The 21,439-nt window shown below is 61.3% G+C and carries 17 protein-coding genes; 10 read left to right on the forward strand and 7 right to left on the reverse strand.

Going from position 1 to position 21,439, the window contains the following annotated elements:
• Positions 1-53: 53 nt before the first annotated feature.
• Together D8U60_RS15650 and D8U60_RS15655 are read left to right on the forward strand one after the other, a co-directional pair.
• Positions 54-1,121 (forward strand): phosphotransferase family protein, encoded by a 1,068-nt coding sequence (locus D8U60_RS15650; RefSeq protein WP_130900444.1) that lies wholly within the window; start codon positions 54-56, stop codon positions 1,119-1,121.
• Positions 1,122-1,158: 37 nt separating this feature from the next.
• On the forward strand, positions 1,159-1,926 hold the full coding sequence (locus tag D8U60_RS15655; RefSeq protein WP_130900445.1) for an SDR family oxidoreductase: 768 nt from the start codon (positions 1,159-1,161) through the stop codon (positions 1,924-1,926).
• Positions 1,927-2,808: 882 nt separating this feature from the next.
• Here the strand turns inward: D8U60_RS15655 and D8U60_RS15665 are convergent.
• The 4 genes from D8U60_RS15665 to D8U60_RS15680 form a co-directional block, all read right to left on the reverse strand.
• Positions 2,809-3,066 carry a DUF1652 domain-containing protein gene (locus D8U60_RS15665; protein WP_024013284.1) on the reverse strand — a complete coding sequence of 86 codons (258 nt, stop codon included), beginning with the start codon at positions 3,064-3,066 and terminating at the stop codon, positions 2,809-2,811.
• A gap of 140 nt (positions 3,067-3,206) precedes the next feature.
• Positions 3,207-4,703 carry a helix-turn-helix transcriptional regulator gene (locus D8U60_RS15670; RefSeq protein WP_130900446.1) on the reverse strand — a complete coding sequence of 499 codons (1,497 nt, stop codon included), beginning with the start codon at positions 4,701-4,703 and terminating at the stop codon, positions 3,207-3,209.
• A gap of 106 nt (positions 4,704-4,809) precedes the next feature.
• A complete protein-coding gene (locus D8U60_RS15675; protein ID WP_130900447.1) occupies positions 4,810-6,093 on the reverse strand; it encodes a Zn-dependent hydrolase in 1,284 nt (427 codons plus the stop codon).
• Positions 6,094-6,229: 136 nt separating this feature from the next.
• Positions 6,230-7,714, reverse strand: a complete 1,485-nt coding sequence (locus D8U60_RS15680; protein WP_130900448.1) for an NCS1 family nucleobase:cation symporter-1 — start codon at positions 7,712-7,714, stop codon at positions 6,230-6,232.
• 624 nt (positions 7,715-8,338) lie between these two features.
• Here D8U60_RS15680 and hydA point away from each other — a divergent pair.
• The 3 genes from hydA (at position 8,339) to preA (ending at position 12,585) form a co-directional block, all read left to right on the forward strand.
• Positions 8,339-9,778: a dihydropyrimidinase gene (gene hydA, locus D8U60_RS15685; RefSeq protein WP_130900449.1), complete on the forward strand. Its 1,440-nt coding sequence runs from the start codon at positions 8,339-8,341 to the stop codon at positions 9,776-9,778.
• A 164-nt stretch (positions 9,779-9,942) separates the two neighbouring features.
• Positions 9,943-11,310 carry an NAD(P)-dependent oxidoreductase gene (locus D8U60_RS15690; protein WP_122698662.1) on the forward strand — a complete coding sequence of 456 codons (1,368 nt, stop codon included), beginning with the start codon at positions 9,943-9,945 and terminating at the stop codon, positions 11,308-11,310.
• The gene (gene preA / locus D8U60_RS15695; RefSeq protein ID WP_122612558.1) at positions 11,311-12,585 is read left to right on the forward strand and encodes an NAD-dependent dihydropyrimidine dehydrogenase subunit PreA; all 1,275 of its coding nucleotides are present in this window, start codon (positions 11,311-11,313) and stop codon (positions 12,583-12,585) included. It begins immediately after the preceding gene.
• A gap of 164 nt (positions 12,586-12,749) precedes the next feature.
• On the opposite strand, the gene D8U60_RS15700 is transcribed toward preA, so the two are convergent.
• Together D8U60_RS15700 and D8U60_RS15705 are read right to left on the reverse strand one after the other, a co-directional pair.
• Entirely contained in the window at positions 12,750-13,370 is a 621-nt protein-coding gene (locus D8U60_RS15700) for a TetR/AcrR family transcriptional regulator (protein ID WP_024013291.1), read from the reverse strand.
• Between the two features lie 90 nt (positions 13,371-13,460).
• Positions 13,461-14,483, reverse strand: coding sequence for a hypothetical protein (locus tag D8U60_RS15705; protein ID WP_130900450.1), 1,023 nt, complete (start codon positions 14,481-14,483; stop codon positions 13,461-13,463).
• 280 nt (positions 14,484-14,763) lie between these two features.
• On the opposite strand from D8U60_RS15705, the gene D8U60_RS15710 reads away from it, so the two are divergent.
• Entirely contained in the window at positions 14,764-15,045 is a 282-nt protein-coding gene (locus D8U60_RS15710) for a hypothetical protein (RefSeq protein ID WP_110601006.1), read from the forward strand.
• 51 nt (positions 15,046-15,096) lie between these two features.
• Here the strand turns inward: D8U60_RS15710 and D8U60_RS15715 are convergent, their stop codons facing one another.
• Positions 15,097-15,303, reverse strand: coding sequence for a hypothetical protein (locus D8U60_RS15715; protein WP_016775135.1), 207 nt, complete (start codon positions 15,301-15,303; stop codon positions 15,097-15,099).
• 244 nt (positions 15,304-15,547) lie between these two features.
• On the opposite strand from D8U60_RS15715, the gene D8U60_RS15720 reads away from it, so the two are divergent.
• The 4 genes from D8U60_RS15720 to paoC all read left to right on the forward strand — a co-directional run bounded on the left by D8U60_RS15720 (position 15,548) and on the right by paoC (position 21,344).
• A complete protein-coding gene (locus D8U60_RS15720; protein WP_122703903.1) occupies positions 15,548-17,302 on the forward strand; it encodes an L-lactate permease in 1,755 nt (584 codons plus the stop codon).
• Between the two features lie 270 nt (positions 17,303-17,572).
• Positions 17,573-18,196, forward strand: a complete 624-nt coding sequence (gene paoA / locus D8U60_RS15725; protein WP_016775137.1) for an aldehyde dehydrogenase iron-sulfur subunit PaoA — start codon at positions 17,573-17,575, stop codon at positions 18,194-18,196.
• Entirely contained in the window at positions 18,193-19,149 is a 957-nt protein-coding gene (locus tag D8U60_RS15730) for a xanthine dehydrogenase family protein subunit M (RefSeq protein WP_130900451.1), read from the forward strand. The genes paoA and D8U60_RS15730 overlap by 4 nt, the downstream gene beginning before the upstream one ends.
• A complete protein-coding gene (gene paoC, locus D8U60_RS15735; protein ID WP_130900452.1) occupies positions 19,146-21,344 on the forward strand; it encodes an aldehyde oxidoreductase molybdenum-binding subunit PaoC in 2,199 nt (732 codons plus the stop codon). Before D8U60_RS15730 ends, paoC begins: the two co-directional genes overlap by 4 nt.
• Positions 21,345-21,439 lie beyond the last annotated feature (95 nt).

Genomic DNA, 21,439 nt, shown 5'->3' on the forward strand with positions numbered 1-21,439 from the left:
CCATTAGATTAGCCAATGATGTCTGGCCTCCAAAATAAGCAGAAGGGATAAGCATGGCGCTTACTGACCAGTCCACCCGGATCCGCGCGGGCGAAGAACTCGATGCCAGCCTGATCGATCCGTACCTCAAGGCGCACATTCCCGGCCTGACCGGCACGCCGCAGATCAGCCAGTTTCCCGGCGGCGCGTCGAACCTGACCTACCTGCTGGAATACCCGGAGCAGGAATTGGTTCTGCGCCGCCCGCCGTTCGGCCACAAGGCCAAATCCGCCCATGACATGGGCCGTGAATTCCGCATTCTCAACCAACTGCGCGACGGCTTTCCGTATTGCCCGAAGGCCTACGTGCATTGCACTGACGAAGCCGTTATCGGCGCCGAGTTCTATGTGATGGAACGGGTCAAAGGCATCATCCTGCGCGCCGAACTGCCGCCGGAACTGGGCCTTGATTCGGCGAAAACCGAAGCGCTGTGCAAAAGCTTCATCGACCGGTTCGTCGAACTGCACCGGGTCGATTACAACGCCTGCGGCCTCGGCGACCTGGGCAAGCCCGAAGGCTACGTCGCGCGGCAGATCAAGGGCTGGAGCGAGCGCTACGAAAAAGCCCTGACCCCGGACGCGCCGCACTGGGAAGCGGTCAAAGCCTGGCTCAACGACAAGATGCCGGCCGACCACCCGACGTCGAGCATCGTCCACAACGACTACCGCTTCGACAACGTCATCCTCGACCCGGCCAATCCGATGCAGATCATCGGCGTGCTCGACTGGGAACTGACCACCCTCGGCGACCCGCTGATGGATCTGGGCAACACCCTCGCCTACTGGATCGAAGCCGGCGACCCGGCACCGGTGCAACTGATGCGCCGCCAGCCAAGCCACGCACCGGGAATGCTGACCCGCCGCGAATTCGTCGACTACTACGCCGAGCGCGCGGGCATCCGCATCGACAATTTCGACTTCTACTACACCTACGGCCTGTTCCGCCTGGCCGGCATCGTGCAGCAGATCTACTACCGCTTCTACCATGGCCAGACGCAGGACAAACGCTTCGCGCAGTTCATTCACATGAACAAACTGCTGGAGCAGATGAGCCTGCAGGTCATCCAGAAATCCAGCCTCTGATCCGGGCCAATAACAAGACTTTCAACAAGGGAAACCCATGTCCAAGACTCAGTTGTTCGACCTCGACGGCAAAATCGCTTTCGTCTCCGGCGCCAGCCGTGGCATCGGTGAAGCCATCGCCAAACTGCTGGCCCAGCAAGGCGCCCACGTGATCGTCTCGAGCCGCAAGCTCGAAGGCTGCCAACACGTCGCCGACGCCATCACCGCCGCCGGCGGCAAGGCAACAGCCGTGGCCTGCCATATCGGTGAGATGGAGCAGATCAGCCAGGTCTTCGCCGGGATCAAGGAACAATTCGGCCGCCTCGACATCCTCGTCAACAACGCCGCAACCAACCCGCAATTCTGCAACGTGCTCGACACCGATCTCGGTGCGTTCCAGAAGACCATCGATGTGAACATTCGCGGCTACTTCTTCATGTCGGTCGAAGCCGGCAAGCTGATGCGCGAAAACGGTGGCGGCAGCATCATCAACGTCGCCTCGATCAACGGCATCTCACCGGGTATCTTCCAGGGCATTTATTCGGTGACCAAAGCGGCTGTCATCAACATGACCAAAGTCTTCGCCAAGGAATGCGCGCAATTCGGCATCCGCTGCAACGCCCTGCTCCCCGGCCTGACCGACACCAAATTCGCCTCGGCGCTGGTCAAGAACGATGCGATTCTGAAACAGGCACTGACCCAGATCCCGCTTAAACGCGTAGCCGACCCAAGCGAAATGGCCGGCGCGGTGTTGTACCTGGCCAGCGATGCGTCGAGCTACACCACCGGCGTGGCGCTGAATGTGGATGGCGGGTTCCTGTCCTGATTTCCAGGGCAAATTGCTAACCCGTGTGGGAGCGAGCCTGCTCGCGAAGGCGTTGGGTCAGTCAGCTGTGTTTTGACTGATACCACGCCTTCGCGAGCAGGCTCGCTCCCACAGGGTCACTGCTGGGTTCCAGGCCTCGTGAAATCGAGGAATCGCGAGTGTTATTGGGTTATGCAACGGGTAGTGGTGATGTGGCGCGTTACCTGCCCATCGACATACATATCCCCGGCAACCTCAGTATTCTCCAGCACCTCACACCGACGTTCCGGCGGAGGCGGCGGCGCGACAGGCGCAGGGGGTGGAGGACTGGCACAACCGGCCAACAACACTGCAAGAAAAGCCAACGGCAATACGCGTTTCCCAGGATTATTCATAGGACGACCCGCGGTAAAGAGAGACAAACTCCCGCAACCCAACCGGCCGCGGAAGACCTGACCACTCATTCTTTATAGCTGAGCGCCTTGTTAGCGCCAGTGGATTGGGGAGATTGACTGGGATTGGCTGTCGGTTTTGCGGGGATTTTCCGGCAGAGGGCTGGATTGAGATCATCGTTGCCGGCGAGGGCCTCATCGCGAGCAGGCTCGCTCCCACAGAACATCGAAATCAAAAGATCGCAGCCTTCGGCAGCTCCTACACACGATGAGCGTTAGCTCGAGTGAAGCTTTTGATCCCGGAGCGTAGGAACCCCGAGCCTCAGCGAGCGGGCCGAACGTCAGGACGAAGATCTTTTGGTTCCTTTGGGCTGGGCCGGCATTCCGGCGTTTGCCAAAAGGTGACTCGCCGTAAGGGCGAAACCGCCAGCCGCAACACCCGCAGAAACGGATATACACCCAACCCCCCCAGAGCATGGCCGGCCCAAAGGCCGCCAAGACCAAAGCGCGCTTAAGCCAAATCCGGATCCCGCGAAGAACGCAAGGAATTGCTCTCAAGCTCATACCGCAACTCATCCACCAACGCCTCGACCGCCCCAGGCGTACGCAGCGAAGCCAGATCCAGCCCGCTGATCACCAGATCCACCTGCCCCGAATCCCGGTGATACAACTTGACCGTCAGCGAATGATCACCATCCACCGAACACTCACAAGCCAGCGGCGCAAAACTGTGCTCAAGCCGAGCGCGCAACTGCGCAAGATTCATCATTGACGTTGTTCCTATGACTGTTTCAAAAGGGGCACGATCGCAAACCCGAAATGGTCTACACCGCACCCCACCAGCCTAAGAACACAACGCCTTGGCCAATACATGAATTTGCACCCTTGTAACTAGTGCATTTGCACCTCTCAGCGCTGGCCCTTGGTGCCCCACTCTCCCGAAAACAAACCACGCTCCCGAGCCCAGACGATCGCCTCGCTGCGGCTATGCACATCGATTTTCGAGTACACAGTGGCAACATGATTGCGCACGGTATTGGGCGCCAGTTTCAACCGCGCGGCGATCTCCTTGTCCGCCAGTCCTTCACAGATCAAGCCCAGCACATCGCGCTCACGGGCCGTCAGGTCAGTGAACGAGGCACTTGGCAGCTGCGGCGAGTTGATCTTCTTCACGTTGGCCAGCTTTTCGATCAGCGTCCGGCTGAACCACGACGCATCCTTCATCACCTCTTCAATCGCCGCGACCAGCTCAAGCTCAGTGCGCTTGCGCTCGGTCATGTCCATCAGCACCAGCAAATAGCAGGACGTGTCGTGAATGTTCACGGTGTCGGCCGAGACCGCACATTCCAGCAACTCCTCGTCCTTCTTGCGCACCGGCACGTCGACCCGATCGACCCGACCGTTCTTCGCCAAGGCCGACAGCAGTCGCGTGCGCGCGCTGTCATCGTGGATGAAGCTCAGCTGCGTCACGGTTTTGCCGAGTACGTCATCGCTGTCATAGGCCAGGGTATCTAGGAACGCCTGGTTGACGTCGATGACCTCCTGCTTTTCAGCGGTGCAGATCAGAATCGGCACCGGAGTCAGACGAAAAGCCTTGGCAAAGCGCTCCTCGCTCTGACGCAAGGCCACTTCGACCCGGCGCCGAGGCTCCATGTCGACGAAGGAGAACAGCATGCAATTTTCGTCATTGAGCAGCAGCGGCTGACCGGCAACGATCACCTGTTTACTGCCACCGTCGGGGAGGCGCAGTTCCGCCTGCATTTGCGGAATGGTCGCGACATCGCGCAAGCGCTGAACGGCCAGATCGCGCTGATCGGCTTGTTCGAAAATATCGATTTCATACGCCGAGGTGCCGATCACCTGATCGCGGGAATAGCCGGTCATTTCCAGAAAGCCCGGGTTGACCTTGATGTAACGCAAATCGCTGAGACGACAGATCACTGCCGGCGCGGGGTTGGCGTTGAAGGTTTTTTCGAAACGCTGCTCGGCGTTGGCCCAGTCGGTAACGTCGCTCATGATCAGCACCAGCGACTCGGGCTGGCCGACGCGGTCGGTCAGCACCATGCTGCGCACGCTATGCACCCAGACCCGCTCCGGGTCGTCCACGGACGAGACTTCGATCAGCACATCATTGAACGCCTCGCAGCGGGCGACGCGGCTGATCGGGTAGTTGTCCGGCGGCAAGACATGATTGTTGCGATAGCGCAGCGTGAAGCGTTTGGCGTACTCGTCGGCGTTGCTGCCCAGATCACCGATGGTGCTGACACCGTGCATGGTCAGCGCCGCTTCGTTGGCCCAGAGAATGCTTTTGTCGAGTTCCAGCAGAATCACCCCGTCCGACAGCCCGGCGATGATCTGCTGCAACTGGCGACGGTTGGTTTCGGTGGTCAGGACTTCCTGGCTCATTGGATCTCCACACTGTGATGCGGCTAGGTGAAGAGTACGACCGCAGCGGTTCGGGATCGTGCCGCGGCCTCAAAATCGCCAGAAATCCCCTGTGGGTGTGTTTACCTTAGGCGGCACGCTCGCTGGCCGCCACCATCGCCGAAGCCGCGAGCATCGCCCTTAGCAACACCGCGCACCCCGCCGCCAGATCATCCGGCGCTGCATTTTCGATTTCGTTGTGGCTGATCCCACCCTCGCATGGCACAAAGATCATCCCGGCCGGGCCTAGCTCGGCGAGAAAGATCGCGTCATGCCCGGCGCCACTGACAATGTCCATGTGCGACAGACCCAGCCCTTTCGCGGCGCCGCGCACCGCCTCTACACAGCCCTTTTCGAAGTACAGCGGCGGGAAGTCGGCGGTCGGGGTCAGTTCATAGGTGAGGCCGTGCTCTTCGCAGGTCGCATCGATGACTTGTTTCACTTCGGCAATCATCGAATCCAGCCGCGCTGGCTCCAGATGCCGGAAGTCGAGGGTCATGCGCACTTCGCCGGGGATCACGTTGCGCGAGCCGGGATAGGCTTGCAGGCAGCCGACCGTGCCGCAGGCGTGGGGCTGATGACCGAGGGCGGCGCGGTTGACGGCGCCGACGATCACCGAAGCCCCGACCAAGGCGTCCTTGCGCAGGTGCATCGGCGTCGGGCCGGCGTGGGCTTCGACGCCGCGCAATTTCAGGTCGAACCACTTCTGCCCGAGCGCGCCGAGTACCACGCCGATGGTTTTCTCTTCGTCCTCGAGGATCGGGCCTTGCTCGATGTGCGCTTCGAAATAGGCGCCGACTGCGTGCCCGCTGACCTGGCGCGGGCCGGCGTAGCCGATGGCATTCAGCGCCTCGCCAACGGTGACGCCGTCGGCATCGACCTTGGCGAGGGTTTCTTCGAGGGTGAATTTCTCGGCGAAGACTCCGGAGCCCATCATGCACGGGGCGAAGCGAGAGCCCTCTTCGTTGGTCCAGACCACCACTTCCAGCGGCGCTTCGGTTTCCACGCCAAGGTCGTTGAGGGTGCGCAGCACTTCGACGCCGGCGAGCACGCCGAAGCAACCGTCGAACTTGCCGCCGGTGGGCTGGGTGTCGATGTGGCTGCCGGTCATCACCGGCGGCAGGTTCGGGTTGCGCCCGGCGCGCCGGGCGAAAATGTTGCCGACGGCATCGACCGTGACGTTGCAACCGGCGTCCTTGCACCACTGCACGAACAGGTCGCGGGCCTGGCGGTCGAGGTCGGTCAGGGCCAGGCGACAGACGCCGCCCTTGATCGTGGCGCCGAGTTTCGCCAGTTCCATGAGCGAGACCCAGAGGCGATCGCGGTTGATGTGCTGATGGGCGGATTGCAGAACGTCTACGGCTGCGTTCATGGGGATCTCCTCAATGCTGATGCCGATAGTGCCCATGCTCTGCGTGGGCATTCATCCATGGACGCTCTGCGTCCGCTGTTGGGACGCGGAGCGTCCCGGGCTGCATTCCCACGCAGAGCGTGGGAACGATCATGTGTTACACCGCTGTTTTCACGACCGTAGGCTGCGCCCGCATCACGCACAACCCGTAATAAATAATCCCGCCCAACGCCGAGCCGGTGAACCAGCCATAGCTGTAGAACCAGCTGAACGCGTCGCTGCCCAGCGACAGCAAGGTCAGCGCCACCGGCACGCCAAAGGCGAGAAAACCGGCCCAGTTCCACGCCGGATACACGTCATCGCGGTACAGCCCGGCGAGGTCCAGGCGCTGTTTCTTGATCAGGAAATAATCCACCACCATGATCCCGGCGATCGGCCCGAGCAGGCTTGAGTAGCCCAGCAGCCAGTTCGAATACACGGTTTCCAGGCTGATGTCGGAAACGATCAGGCCAAGCTTTTTCAGCAGTTCATGGCCCATCAGCACCAGCCCGACCAGACCGGTGAGCAACACCGCTTTGGTGCGGTTGATCACCTTCGGCGCGATGTTCTGGAAGTCATTGGTTGGCGAGACGATATTGGCGGCGGTGTTGGTCGACAGTGTGGCAACGATGATCAGCGCCATGGCCACAGCGACCCACACTGGGCTCTGGATATGGCCGATCAGCGTGACCGGGTCGGACACGGTGACGCCGACCAGTTTCACCGATGCGGCGGTCATCACTACGCCCAGCGCAGCGAAGAGGAACATGGTCAGCGGCAGGCCGAAAATCTGCCCGAGGATCTGATCCTTCTGACTCTTGGCGTAGCGACTGAAGTCGGGAATGTTCAGCGACAGCGTGGCCCAGAACCCGACCATTGCCGTCAGCCCTGCCGCGAAGTAACTCACCACGCTGGCGCCTTCCGGACGCTTGGGCGGGATCGCCAGCAACTCAGTCATCGACACATTGGGCATCGCCCACACCAGCAAGCCGACGCCCACTGCCACCAGCAACGGCGCCGACAAGGTTTCCAGCCATTTGATCGACTCGGCACCGCGAATCACCACCCACAGATTCAGCGCCCAGAACACCATGAAACCGATCACCTCGCCCGTGCCGCCGAGGGATTTCCAGCCCTCGAACACCGAGCCGAGAAACAGGTGAATCGCCAGGCCGCCGAACATGGTCTGGATGCCGAACCAGCCACACGCCACCAACGCGCGGATCAGGCACGGCACGTTGGAACCGAGAATGCCGAACGACGAGCGCAACAGCACCGGAAACGGAATGCCGTACTTGGTGCCAGGGAAAGCATTGAGGGTCAGTGGAATCAACACGATGACGTTGGCAAACAGAATCGCCAACAGCGCTTCGCCGACGCTCAAGCCGAAATAGGCGGTGAGCACGCCGCCGAGGGTGTAGGTCGGCACGCAAATCGACATCCCGACCCACAGCGCGGTGATGTGCCATTTGTTCCAGGTGCGTTCGCGCACCTTGGTCGGTGCCATGTCGTGGTTGTAGCGGGGACTGTCGAGGACATCACTGCCCGCTTCGAGCTCGTACAAGCCGTCGCGCTCGGTCACTTGTGATCTGGTCTGTTGCATGGCCGCTCCACTGTTCTTCTGATTATTTTTTGCTCATCAGGCGGCTGGCGCATACGACGCCAGCCGGACGATGGCCGGAGGAACTGACAACTTTCATGCACCGGCCATGGTGTCAGCGGCGGCATCAATAAACGTGCCGGGTCTGGCGCTTAACGCTTGGGCGGTGCACTGAACGCTTTGCAACTTTCTGATATTCATCAGTTTTAATTGAATATTCGATGAGTCCGGGAAAACTTGTCTGAACGCTCAGGCTAAACGTCGGGCAAGTTGTCCGAAGTGTCAGGACTCAAACTGGTGCACTGCATTTATTTTTGTCGGTGAACCCGCAACCGCAGTACAACTTCAAGCGGCTGATTTCACATAGGAAATCTTGCTCATATTTCCATCCTGTCAAGTGCGTCAAAATGGTTAGCAGCCTCACCATTTTGGTGATTTCCAGTTTTTATCGTTATTTTTCAGCAGCTTAAACAAGCTATAAGCTTATAAAAAATATTCTTGATCATTCTTGAAATCGCGACTAGTTTCTATTCCTGACAGCGATGACAGGAATACGAACTGCGCCGCTGTAATTCAATAAAACATCTAGAACCGGCACAAGTCGGTCATGCCTGCGAGGAATCCGGAATGTCTCTGTTGATCCGTGGCGCCACCGTTGTTACCCATGATGAAAGTTACCGCGCCGACGTCTATTGCGCTGACGGCGTGATCAAAGCCATTGGTGAAAATCTCGACATTCCCGCCGGCACAGAAATGCTCGACGGCAGTGGCCAATACCTGATGCCCGGCGGCATCGACCCGCATACGCATATGCAACTGCCGTTCATGGGCACCGTTGCCAGCGAAGATTTCTACAGCGGCACCGCTGCCGGCCTGGCCGGCGGCACTACCTCGATCATCGACTTCGTTATTCCCAATCCGCAGCAATCGCTGATGGAGGCGTTTCATCAGTGGCGCGGCTGGGCGCAAAAGTCTGCGTCGGACTATGGCTTCCACGTCGCGATCACCTGGTGGAGCGAGCAGGTGCGCGAGGAAATGGCCGAGTTGGTCAGCCACCACGGCATCAACAGCTTCAAGCATTTCATGGCCTACAAGAACGCGATCATGGCCGCCGACGACACTCTGGTGGCGAGTTTCGAGCGCTGCCTGGAACTCGGTGCGGTGCCGACCGTGCACGCGGAAAATGGCGAGCTGGTCTATCACCTGCAACGCAAGCTGATGGCCCAGGGCATTACCGGGCCGGAGGCGCATCCGCTGTCGCGACCTTCGCAGGTCGAAGGTGAAGCCGCGAGCCGGGCGATCCGTATCGCCGAAACCATCGGCACGCCGTTGTACCTGGTGCACGTTTCCACCAAGGAAGCTCTGGACGAAATCACCTATGCCCGCAGCAAGGGCCAGCCGGTTTACGGCGAGGTGCTGGCCGGGCACTTGCTGCTTGACGACAGCGTCTATCAACACCCGGACTGGCAGACCGCCGCCGGCTACGTGATGAGCCCGCCGTTCCGTCCGCGCGGCCATCAGGAGGCGCTGTGGCACGGGCTGCAGAACGGCAATCTGCACACCACCGCCACCGACCACTGCTGCTTCTGCGCCGAGCAGAAAGCCGCCGGCCGCGACGACTTCAGCAAGATTCCCAACGGCACCGCCGGTATCGAAGACCGCATGGCGGTGCTGTGGGATGAAGGCGTCAACTCCGGACGATTGTCGATGCAGGATTTCGTCGCGCTGACCTCCACCAACACAGCGAAGATTTTCAATCTGTATCCACGCAAAGGTGCGATCCGCGTGGGCGCCGATGCCGATCTGGTGCTGTGGGATCCGCAAGGCACGCGGACCATTTCCGCCAAGACCCACCATCAGCAGGTGGACTTCAACATTTTCGAAGGCAAGACCGTGCGGGGTGTGCCGAGCCACACCGTCAGCCAGGGCCGCGTGGTCTGGGCCGACGGCGACCTGCGCGCCGAACGCGGCGCCGGACGCTACATCGAACGGCCGGCCTACCCGGCGGTGTTTGATTTGTTGAGCAAGCGGGCGGAGTTGCATAAACCGACTGCCGTTAAACGCTGACCCCTAGTGATCGTTCCCATGCTCTGCGTGGGAATGCAGCCCGGGACGCTCTGCGTCCCATTGGAACGCAGAGCGTCCCTTGAGGCATTCCCACGCAGAGCGTGGGAACGATCAACCACTGCCCATCAGAGGCAGCACCTCAATTAGCCATGAGGCCATAAACCGTGATCGAAACCCTGAACCACCTCCCCCACCCGCACGAAAGCGCGGCCGCCCTCGCCGGCCATTTCACTGATCTGGCGCCACCGCTCAATTCCCGGCAGGCGCATCTGGAAGCCTCGCGCTGTCTGTATTGCTACGACGCGCCTTGCGTCAATGCGTGCCCCAGCGAAATCGATATCCCGTCGTTCATCCGCAACATCCATCAGGACAACGTCCAGGGCGCGGCGCAGAAAATCCTTTCGGCAAACATCCTCGGCGGCAGTTGCGCGCGGGTCTGTCCGACGGAAATCCTCTGCCAGCAAGCCTGCGTGCGCAACAACGCGCAGGAATGCGCGCCCGTGCTGATTGGTCTGCTGCAACGTTACGCCGTGGACAACGCGCATTTCGCCGAGCATCCGTTCCAGCGCGCCCCGGCCACGGGCAAACGTATCGCCGTGGTCGGCGCCGGGCCGGCCGGGTTGTCTTGCGCTCATCGCAGCGCGATGCACGGGCATGACGTGGTGATTTTCGAAGCACGGGAAAAGGCCGGCGGGCTCAACGAGTACGGCATCGCCAAGTACAAACTGGTCGATGACTACGCGCAGAAGGAACTGGACTTTCTCCTGCAGATTGGCGGCATTGAAATCCGCCACGGCCAGAAACTCGGTGCAAACCTCACCCTCAGCGAACTGCATCAGCAGTTTGACGCGGTATTCCTCGGCCTCGGCCTGAATGCCAGCAAGCAACTCGGTCTGGCCCACGAAGACGCGCCGGGCCTGCTCGCCGCCACCGATTACATCCGCGAACTGCGCCAGGCCGATGACCTCACGCAACTGCCCTTGGCTGAACGCTGCATCGTTCTCGGCGCCGGCAACACCGCGATCGACATGGCCGTGCAGATGGCCCGCCTCGGCGCGCGCGACGTCAATCTGGTGTATCGCCGTGGTGCCGCAGACATGGGCGCCACCCACCATGAGCAGGACATCGCCAAAGCCAATCAGGTGCGATTGCTGACCTGGGCGCAACCGGAGCAAGTGTTGCTTGATGATCAGGGCCGCGTGCGCGGCATGCGTTTCGCCCGCACCGATCTGGTTGAAGGCCGTCTGCAAACCACCGGAGAAACCTTCGAGCTGGCTGCCGATGCGATCTTCAAAGCGATCGGCCAGAGCTTCGATGACAGCGCTCTCAGCGATCCGTTGGCGCGCGAGCTCAAACGTCAGGGCGAACGCATCGAGGTCGACGAACACCTGCGCACCAGCGTCCCCGGCGTGTATGCCGGCGGCGACTGCACCAGCCTCGATCAGGACCTCACCGTGCAAGCAGTGCAGCACGGCAAACGCGCCGCCGAGGCGATCAACGCTCAACTGATGCTCAACGTGGAGGCTGCGTAAATGGCCGATCTCTCGATAGTCTTCGCCGGCATCAAAGCGCCCAACCCGTTCTGGCTGGCCTCCGCGCCACCCACCGACAAGGCCTACAACGTGGTCCGCGCCTTCGAAGCGGGCTGGGGTGGCGTGGTCTGGAAAACCCTGGGTGAGGATCCGGCGGCGGTCAACGTTTCCTCGCGTTATTCGGCGCATTACGGCGCCAATCGCGAAGTGCTGGGCATCAACAACATCGAACTGATCACCGACCGTTCGCTGGAAATCAACCTGCGCGAAATCACTCAGGTGAAAAAGGATTGGCCGGATCGCGCGCTGATCGTGTCGCTGATGGTGCCGTGTGTCGAGGAGTCGTGGAAACACATCCTGCCGCTGGTCGAGGCCACTGGCGCCGACGGCATCGAACTGAACTTCGGCTGCCCCCACGGCATGCCCGAACGCGGCATGGGCGCGGCCGTCGGTCAGGTGCCGGAGTATGTCGAACAGGTGACGCGCTGGTGCAAGACGTACTGCTCGCTGCCGGTGATCGTCAAACTCACCCCGAACATCACCGACATCCGCGTCGCTGCCCGGGCGGCGCATCGTGGTGGCGCCGATGCGGTGTCGCTGATCAACACGATCAACTCGATCACCAGCGTCGACCTGGACCACATGGTCGCCCTGCCCACCGTCGGCAGCAAAAGCACCCACGGCGGTTATTGCGGTTCGGCGGTCAAGCCGATTGCTCTGAACATGGTCGCGGAAATTGCCCGTGATCCGCAGACCCAGGGTTTGCCGATCTGCGGCATTGGCGGCATCGGCAGCTGGCGCGACGCCGCTGAGTTCATGGCGCTGGGCAGCGGCGCGGTGCAGGTGTGCACGGCGGCGATGCTGCATGGTTTCCGCATTGTCGACGAGATGAAGGACGGCTTGTCGCGGTGGATGGACAGCCAGGGTTACGCCAATATCGCCGAGTTTTCCGGGCGTGCGGTGGGCAACACCACGGATTGGAAGTACCTCGATATCAACTACCAGGTGATCGCAAAGATTGACCAGGAGGCGTGCATTGGTTGCGGGCGTTGCCACATCGCTTGTGAGGACACCTCACACCAGGCGATCGGCAGTCTGAAACAGGCCGACGGTACGCATAAATATGAAGTGATCGATGAGGAATGTGTGGGCTGCAACCTGTGCCAGATCACCTGCCCCGTGGCCGACTGCATCGAGATGGTGCAGATGGACACGGGCAAGCCGTTTCTGGACTGGAATCATGATCCGCGCAACCCCTACCACGTCGCGGTTTAATTGATCGTTCCCACGCTCCTGCGTAGGAATGCAGCCCGGGACGCTCTGCGTCCCATTGGAACGCGGAGCGTCCCTGGAAGCATTCCCACGCGGAGCGTGGGAACGATCAATTTTGCGAGGGAGCGAGCCTGCTCGCGAAGAGGCCAATCCGGCCACTACAGGGTTCAAGGCTCCAGCCCGATCCCGCGCAAAATCACACCTGTCACGGTCTGCACCGCCCGCTCGAACTGCATATCCGACAACGGCTGATGATCATTGAGAATGTTCACCTGATGATCAAAGTCGGCGTAATGCTGCGTCGACGCCCAGATCATGTACAGCAATCCCGACGGCTCCACCGGCAGAATCCGCTTGTCCTCGACCCACTGGCGAATCTTCGCTTCCTTCATCTTCGCCCAGTCATACAGGCTCGCATCCAGCGCCTCGCCCAGGGTCGGCGCGCCGTGGATGATCTCGTTGGCCCAGACTTTCGAGCCATAGGGCCGGCTGCGTGAGTGGTTCATCTTGGCGCGGATGTAACTGCTCAGCACCACGCGCGGGTCGTCGAACATCTCGAAGCACAGGGCGTCCTGCTTCCACACTTCCAGCAGATCGAACAGCACCGCACTGTAAAGCTCGCTCTTGGTGCTGAAGTAGTAATGCAGATTGGAGCGCGGCAACTGCACTTCGGCAGCGATGTCCGCCATGGCGGTGCTGCCGAAGCCTTTTTCGGCGAAAACCTTTTCCGCCGCCAGCAGGATTTTCTCGACGTTACTGCGGCGAATTTCGATCTTGTGATTGCCCATGTGGGCTCCCTGACAACAGCGTTGCGCAAGACTAGCATCCGCTCTGATCCGGGCGCGACCGCCGCCAACAAAACTTCGCAGGTACAAGCGCTATGGCACAGCGCTCACACCGATAGGCGATGGTTCACTCACGCCCAGATTACCTTCGACCTGCCCGGCCATGTGCAGCGTGCCGGCCATCACCCCCGTGGTCGGGTTCTGCAGCAGCTTCTGCCAGGCCTTGTCGAAGGTGTTGCCGAGGCTGCTGCGAATCAGCGCTTCACTGTCAGGGCGGTCGTTGGCCTGGATGATTGCGCGTATGCCGGCCACGCCGACCGAAATCATCGCCCCGGCCAGTTTCCCGGCTGCTGCCGCCACTGCACTGGCGGCGCCGCGTGGGGCCATTTCCGCTTCGATGCGCTGGCTGGCGCGCTTGGCCACCGGGGCCATGGCTGCTTCGGTGGAAGAGATGCCCTTGGCGCCCCCGTCGGTGTGGATCTTGTCGATCAGTGCGGCGTACGCCGGGAGGGTGTTGAGCGGCTCGGTGCTGATGACTTTGAACAGCGACGCATCCCGCGCCGGCGGCGGGCCGAGGGCGATGGCCGGGATCTTCTGCAAGCGCCCGTTGAGCTGCGCAATCGGCACACCGTGACGCTGGGCGATGAGCGGCATCTGCTGCGCCATCAATTGCGCGTAGAACGCCGTGGCCTGCGCCAGGATCGCATCCGGATCGATCTCCACGGCGACCGGCGCGAGGACTTTTTCCTGATATTGCTCAAGCAGATACGCCGCCAGCCGTTTCGCCGAAGCGTCCTGCTCACCGCCGGCGCTGATCGTGTACCAACTGACCTTCATCGACAGCCATTCCTGGGTCCAGTAGCTGCTGAACCAAGGGATGAAATTTTCTTCAGTTTGCTGATAGACCCGAGTGCGCCAATGTTCCATCGAGCCACGGGCGAACAGCTTGACCTGCTCGGTGGCCTGCTGCGAAGCGCTGAGGATCTCGCGGTCGATCTGCTGCCAGGTTTGCGCCGACACCACCACCGCCTGCGGCGCACTCACCGGCGCCCGGGCCGAGGAGGCGCAGCCGGCCAGCAAAAGCAGTGCGGCGACGACCAGCGCTCGTGGGTTCACGGTGGTGGTGTCCTTTGGCTTGGGGAGGGGCAGGTTTGAGTATAGGCAGGTCAGTCGATTTCGATGCTGAAGGTTCCGGCCTCTTCGCGAGCAGGCTCGCTCCCACATTTGAAATGTGTTGCACCTGTGGGAGCGAGCTTGCTCGCGAAGAGGCCATCAGTTGCAGCGGTCACCTCAACCATCACCACCATCGATATCCACCATCGCCACGATTGCCTTCCGCCCTCCCATGATGAAAGGCACGATTGACTCATCCGAAACACAACGAGGCGTTCACACCATGATCCACACCCAAGTCACCCTCTCCGTGAGTTTCCCGGTGTTCGGCAGCAACTACTACCAACAGCACGTCGTGCCGCGCAAGGCGCAGACGCTGGTGTTCAACAAGGATTTCGACGATCTGCTGATGCCCGCCGCCAGCAACCATTTCAGCAATGAAGTGGTCGGCCTCAACGATCAGTTCCGTTTTCTGAGCGACATACTCGCCACCCATTTGCTCGATCACGAGGCCTCGGTGCCTGCGCGATCCCGCGTCCAGGCGAACGCTCGTTTTTTCAACTGAAGGCTGATGCACAGAGGGCGTTCCTTTAACGGGAACGCCCTCTTCATTCAATCAGTCATCATCGCGATCACGGTGATAACGACGGCCATCGCGGCGGTCGTCATCGCGGTCGTCCCAGCGCCGGTCATGGTCGTAATAGCGGCCATGGTCGCGGTCGTAGTGCCGGCCATGGCGATGGTCATCATCAAAATCCGCAATACAGCCGCTGAGCAATACGGCGGCGGTCACAGTGAGCAGCATGGTTGTCGCTTGCTTCATTCAACACTTCCCTAAAACCCAAGGTCTTGACGACGGAAATCGCCACGCTGCCCGCGTCTTCGGGACGCAGTGCGCGCAGCCGCAGATACGACCGGGCAAAAGCGCGTTGATTCAGTGGCCACTATCGACCGTTTGTCGGCTTGTTCGTCGCAGCCGAACAGCGGCGTAACGCCACCTATACTGCTTGCAACCTACCCCCATGCAATGGATCTGCGCCCTCAATAACAATAAGCAGAGGTGGATCATGGTCTGGCAGCAAATCTACGACCCGTTCGGCAACCCGGTGCTCTCCACGCTGATGGCAGCGGTGCCGGTGGTGGTGATGCTCGCAGCGCTGGCGTTCTTTCACGTCAAGGCGCATCTGGCGGCGCTGTTGGCGCTGGCGTCGGCCCTGCTGATCTCGATCTTCGCCTTCGACATGCCAGCGGGCATGGCCGGTTCGGCCGCGCTGTTCGGCGCGGCGAACGGCTTGCTGCCGATCGGCTGGATCGTCCTCAACATCATCTTCCTGCATCGCCTGACCACGGAGAACGGTTCGTTCAAAGTGCTGCAGGATTCCCTCGCGCGCATCACCGATGATCGACGTTTGCAATTGCTGCTGATCGCCTTCTGTTTCGGTGCGTTCTTCGAAGGCGCGGCAGGCTTTGGCACGCCGGTAGCGGTGACCGGTGCGATTCTGATCGGCCTGGGTTTTTCGCCATTGGCCGCATCGGGTCTGGCGCTCATCGCCAATACCGCGCCCGTCGCTTTCGGTGCGCTGGGCACACCGATCATCACCTTGGCCAAAGTCACCGGGCTGGATGAGATGGAGCTGTCGATGATGGTCGGCCGGCAGTTGCCGTTCTTCTCGGTGCTGGTGCCGTTCTGGTTGATCTGGGCCTTTGCCGGGTGGCGCAAGATGCTCGAGGTGTGGCCGGCGATTCTGGTGGCCGGGGTAAGTTTCGCCATCCCGCAATTTCTCGTCTCGAACTACCACGGGCCGATGCTGGTGGACGTCATCGCTGCGCTGATTTCCATGGCCTGCCTGACGCTGTTCCTCAAGGTGTGGAAACCAGCGACCATCCACACCTCGGCAGCGTTGTCCGGTCGCGTCGACAACTCCAAGGTCGACGAAGAAACAGTCACCGCCAGCGCCGCGTTCAGCGATCAGGCGCGTCCGGCAGTGATGCGTGCGTGGATGCCGTGGATCATCCTCACGGTGTTCGTGTTTGCCTGGGGCACGCAGGGTTTCAAGAACATGTTCGATACGCGCCCGGTGATCGACCCGGTCACGCAATCGGCCAAGCTCGACCCGCAAGGCAAACCGGTACGCGAGGCCAATCCGATCTTCGCCCCGGCGCTGACCTTCACCGGTCTGCATCTGCAAATAGAAAAAGTGCCGCCGGTTGTCGCGGCGCCGAAAGCCGAGGAAGCGATTTACAAGTTCACCTGGCTGACCGCGACCGGCAGCGGGATTTTGCTGGCGGCGATTGTCGGCGGTCTGCTGATGGGGTATTCGATCCCGCAATTGATCAAGCAATACCTGCGCACGCTGTGGGTGGTGCGTTTTTCGCTGATCACGATTGCGGCGATGCTCGCGCTGGGCTTCCTCACGCGCTATTCGGGGCTGGATGCGACCATGGGCCTGGCGTTTGCGGCGACGGGGATTTTCTACCCGATGTTCGGCACGCTGCTCGGCTGGCTGGGGGTGGCGCTGACCGGCTCGGACACTGCTTCGAACGTGCTGTTTGGCGGCTTGCAACGGGTGACCTCGGAACAGCTGGGTATCAGTCCGGTGCTGATGGCGGCAGCGAACAGTTCCGGTGGGGTGATGGGCAAGATGGTCGACGCGCAGTCGATCGTCGTCGCCTCCACCGCGACCCGTTGGTATGGGCATGAGGGCGAGATTCTGCGTTATGTGTTCTTCCACTCGATCGTGCTGGCGATCCTGGTCGGCGGGCTGGTGACGTTGCAGGCGTATGTCGCACCGTTTACCTCGATGGTGGTGGGTGGGCCATAACTGCAAAACACAACTCCACTGTGGGAGCGAGCCTGCTCGCGAAGAGGTCGGCAGATCCAGCAGCGGCTGAGTCTGACCCAACGCTTTCGCGAGCAGGCTCGCTCCCACAGGTCAATTGATGAGCTCAGCACATAACTCTTTAGCGCAAATCCGACAAAACCTTTTCCCTCCCGCTGCGGTCACTCCTTTTACGAGACTGGCATGCATGCCGGCGCGCCCGTTTGGGCCTTTTGCAATCCTGCCGCCCGATGAGAGAAAAGGAATCGAACCATGCCGATTTCCCGACGCAATTTCATGATCCTCGGCGCCGTAACCGCGACGGCGTTCGCCATGCCCCCCTTTATCAGCCTCAAGGCCTACGCGGCCAGTCTGGAGCAACCGGCCATGAGTAAAGTTACCCTGCAAGTCAACGGTAAACCGCAAACCCTCGAAGTAGACACCCGCACTACCCTGCTCGACGCCCTGCGCGAACACCTGCACCTGACCGGCACCAAGAAAGGCTGCGACCACGGCCAGTGCGGCGCCTGCACGGTGATCGCCGACGGTCGGCGGATCAACTCCTGCCTGACCCTGGCGGTGATGCACGACGGCAGTGAGGTGACCACCATCGAAGGCCTCGGCATGCCGGACAAGCTGCACCCGATGCAGGCCGCCTTCATCAAGCACGACGGTTACCAGTGCGGCTATTGCACCCCTGGGCAGATCTGCTCGGCGGTCGCGGTGCTCAAGGAAATCCGCGACGGCATTCCCAGCCACGTCAGCCCAAGCCTGACCGAGCCGCCGAAGCTGATCGCCGCCGAACTGCAGGAGCGCATGAGCGGCAATATCTGCCGCTGCGGCGCTTACTCGAACATCATCGAAGCCATCACTGAAGTCGCGGAGGTGCCGGCATGAGAGCCTTCTACTACAGCCGCGCCGACTCACCTGCCGCAGCCGCTTCCCAGGCTGCACAAGTCGAAGGCGCCAAGTTCATCGCCGGCGGCACCAACCTGCTCGACCTGATGAAACTCGACATCGAAACCCCGGTGCACCTGATCGATATCAACCACCTCGGCCTGGACCAGATCGAAGCAACACCCGAGGGCGGACTGCGCATCGGCGCGCTGGTGCGCAACACCGATCTGGCCGCCGACGCGCGCGTGCGCAAGGACTACGCCCTGCTCTCCCGCGCCCTGCTCGCCGGGGCTTCCGGGCAGTTGCGCAACATGGCGACCACCGCCGGCAACCTGCTGCAACGCACCCGCTGCCCGTACTTCTATGACACCCACCAGGCCTGCAACAAACGCAACCCCGGCAGCGGTTGCGCGGCGATCGGCGGCGTGACCCGGCAACTCGGAATCATCGGCGTCAGCGACGCTTGCATCGCCACCCACCCGAGCGACATGGCCATCGCCATGCGCGCGCTGGATGCGCAGATCGAAACGGTCAAGCCTGACGGCAGCACGCGCAGCATTCCCATGGCGGATTTCCATCAATTGCCGGGCAACACGCCGCACATCGAAACCAGCCTCACGCCCGGCGAGTTCATCACCGCCGTGACCCTGCCGGCACCGGTCGGCGGCACGCACATTTATCACAAGGTCCGCGATCGCTCGTCTTACGCGTTTGCCCTTGTTTCAGTCGGTCTGATCCTGCAAAAGGACGGCACCGGCCGTGTCGCCGTCGGCGGCGTTGCGCCGAAACCGTGGCGGGTCGAAGCCGCTGAAGCGCTGTTGCCCAAGGGCGCCAAAGCAGTCAGTGAACGCCTGCTCGAAGGCGCAACACCCACCGATGACAACCAATTCAAACTGACACTGGTCGAGCGCACGCTGGCTTCGGTGTTGGCGCAAGCGAGGGAAACCGCATGAAATTCGACACGCCCGCCACCACCAATCCCATCGACCGCCTGAAGGTCGTCGGCCAGCCCACCCAGCGCATCGAAGGCCCGTTGAAAACCAGCGGCCAAGCCACTTACGCCTACGAGCAACATGAAGCAGCGGCCAATCAGGCCTACGGTTTCATGGTCGACTCGGCGATCGCCAAAGGGCGGATCAAAGCCATTCATCTCGACGAAGCCAAAGCCGCGCCCGGCGTACTCGCAATCGTCACTGCCGAGAACGCCGGCAAGCTAGACAAAGGCGATTACAACGCCGCGCATCTGCTCGCCGGTCCCGAAGTGCAGCATTACCAGCAAGCCGTTGCGCTGGTGGTTGCCGAAACCTTCGAACAGGCCCGTGCCGCTGCGCAATTGGTCAGGGTCGATTACGAGACCAGCGAAGGCAAGTTCGATCTGGCCAGCGTCAAAGACCTCGGTGTCGAGCCGAAAGACGAGCTGCCGGACGTCAATCACGGCGACTTCGACAAGGCCTTCACCGCCGCGCCGGTGCAGTTCGATCAGACCTACACCACACCAGACCAGTCCCACGCGATGATGGAACCGCACGCCACACTGGCCGCGTGGAAAGGCGATCAGCTGACCGTGTGGACCTCGAACCAGATGGTCGCCTGGAGTGTCGGTGACATCGCGAAAACCCTCGGCCTGCCGAAGGAAAAAGTCCGATTGGTCTCGCCGTACATCGGCGGTGGTTTCGGCGGCAAGCTGTTCATTCGCGCCGATGTGATCCTCGCCGCTCTCGGCGCGCGCATGGCGGGGCGGCCGGTGAAAGTCGCCCTCGCCCGCCCGCAAATGGCCAACAACACCACCCATCGCCCGGCAACGATTCAGCGCATCCGCATGGCCGCCACGGCGGACGGCAAGCTGACCGCCATTGCCCATGAAGGCTGGTCGGGCAACCTCGCCGACGGCAAGGTCGAACTGGCCGCGCAACCGAGCCAGTTGCTCTACGCCGCAGAAAACCGCCGCGTCAGCATGCGCCTCGCCCCGCTCGACCTGCCCGAAGGCAACGCCATGCGCGCGCCGGGTGAAGCGCCGGGGCTGATGGTGCTGGAAATCGCCATGGACGAAATGGCCGAACAGCTGAAGATGGACCCGGTATTGTTCCGCATCGCTAACGACACTCAAGTCGACCCGGTGAAAACCGAGCGGCCGTTCTCCCAGCGTCAACTGGTCAAATGCCTGCAGATCGGCGCGGAGAAATTCGGCTGGGATCAGCGCAAGGCACAACCGGGCAGCCGTCGTGAAGGCCGCTGGCTGATCGGCATGGGCGTGGCGGCGGCGTTTCGCAACAACCTACTGGTCAAGTCCGGCGCCCGTGTGCGCCTGGAGCGTGACGGCAAGGTCGTCGTCGAAACCGACATGACCGATATCGGCACCGGCAGCTACACGATCATCGCGCAGACCGCTGCCGAGATGATGGGCGTTGGTCTCGATGATGTGGTGGTGCGTCTGGGCGATTCGGACTTCCCGGTGTCGGCCGGTTCCGGTGGCCAGTTCGGCGGCAACTGCTCGACCGCCGGGGTCTACGCCGCGTGCGTGAAATTGCGCGAAGCGGTGGCGCAGAAGCTGGGGCTGGCGGCGGATCAGGCGGAGTTTGCCGATGGACAGGTGCGGGTCGGCAGCAAGAGCCTGCCGCTGCGCAACGCGGCTGAAGGCGGCGCATTGGTCGGCGAGGACAGCATCGAGTTCGGTGATCTGGCCGAGAAATATCAGCAATCGACCTTCGGCGCGCATTTCGTCGAAGTCGCCGTCGATGCCGCCACTGGCGAAGTTCGCGTACGGCGCATGTTGGCAGTTTGCGCTGCGGGGCGGATCCTCAACCCAACGTCGGCGCGCAGTCAGGTGATCGGCGCGATGACCATGGGCGTCGGCGCGGCGTTGATGGAAGAGCTGGCGGTGGACAAGCGCCTGGGCTTTTTCGTCAACCATGACCTGGCTGGATACGAAGTGCCGGTGCACGCCGACATACCGCATCAGGAAGTGATCTTCCTCGAAGAGACCGACCCGATTTCATCGCCGATGAAAGCCAAGGGCGTGGGTGAATTGGGGATTTGCGGCGTGAGCGCGGCGGTGGCGAATGCGATTTACAACGCCACCGGCGCGAGGGTGCGGGAGTATCCGATTACGCTGGACAAGATTCTTGATTCGTTGCCGGAGATGATCTGAAGAAACGTCGACATTAAACCACCCCTGTAGGAACTGCCGCAGGCTGTGATCTTTTAATCTCCAAAGCAAGATCAAAAGATCGCAGCCTCGTTGCA

The organism is Pseudomonas sp. Sample_11 (assembly GCF_004307505.1).
Lineage (GTDB): Bacteria > Pseudomonadota > Gammaproteobacteria > Pseudomonadales > Pseudomonadaceae > Aquipseudomonas > Aquipseudomonas atacamensis.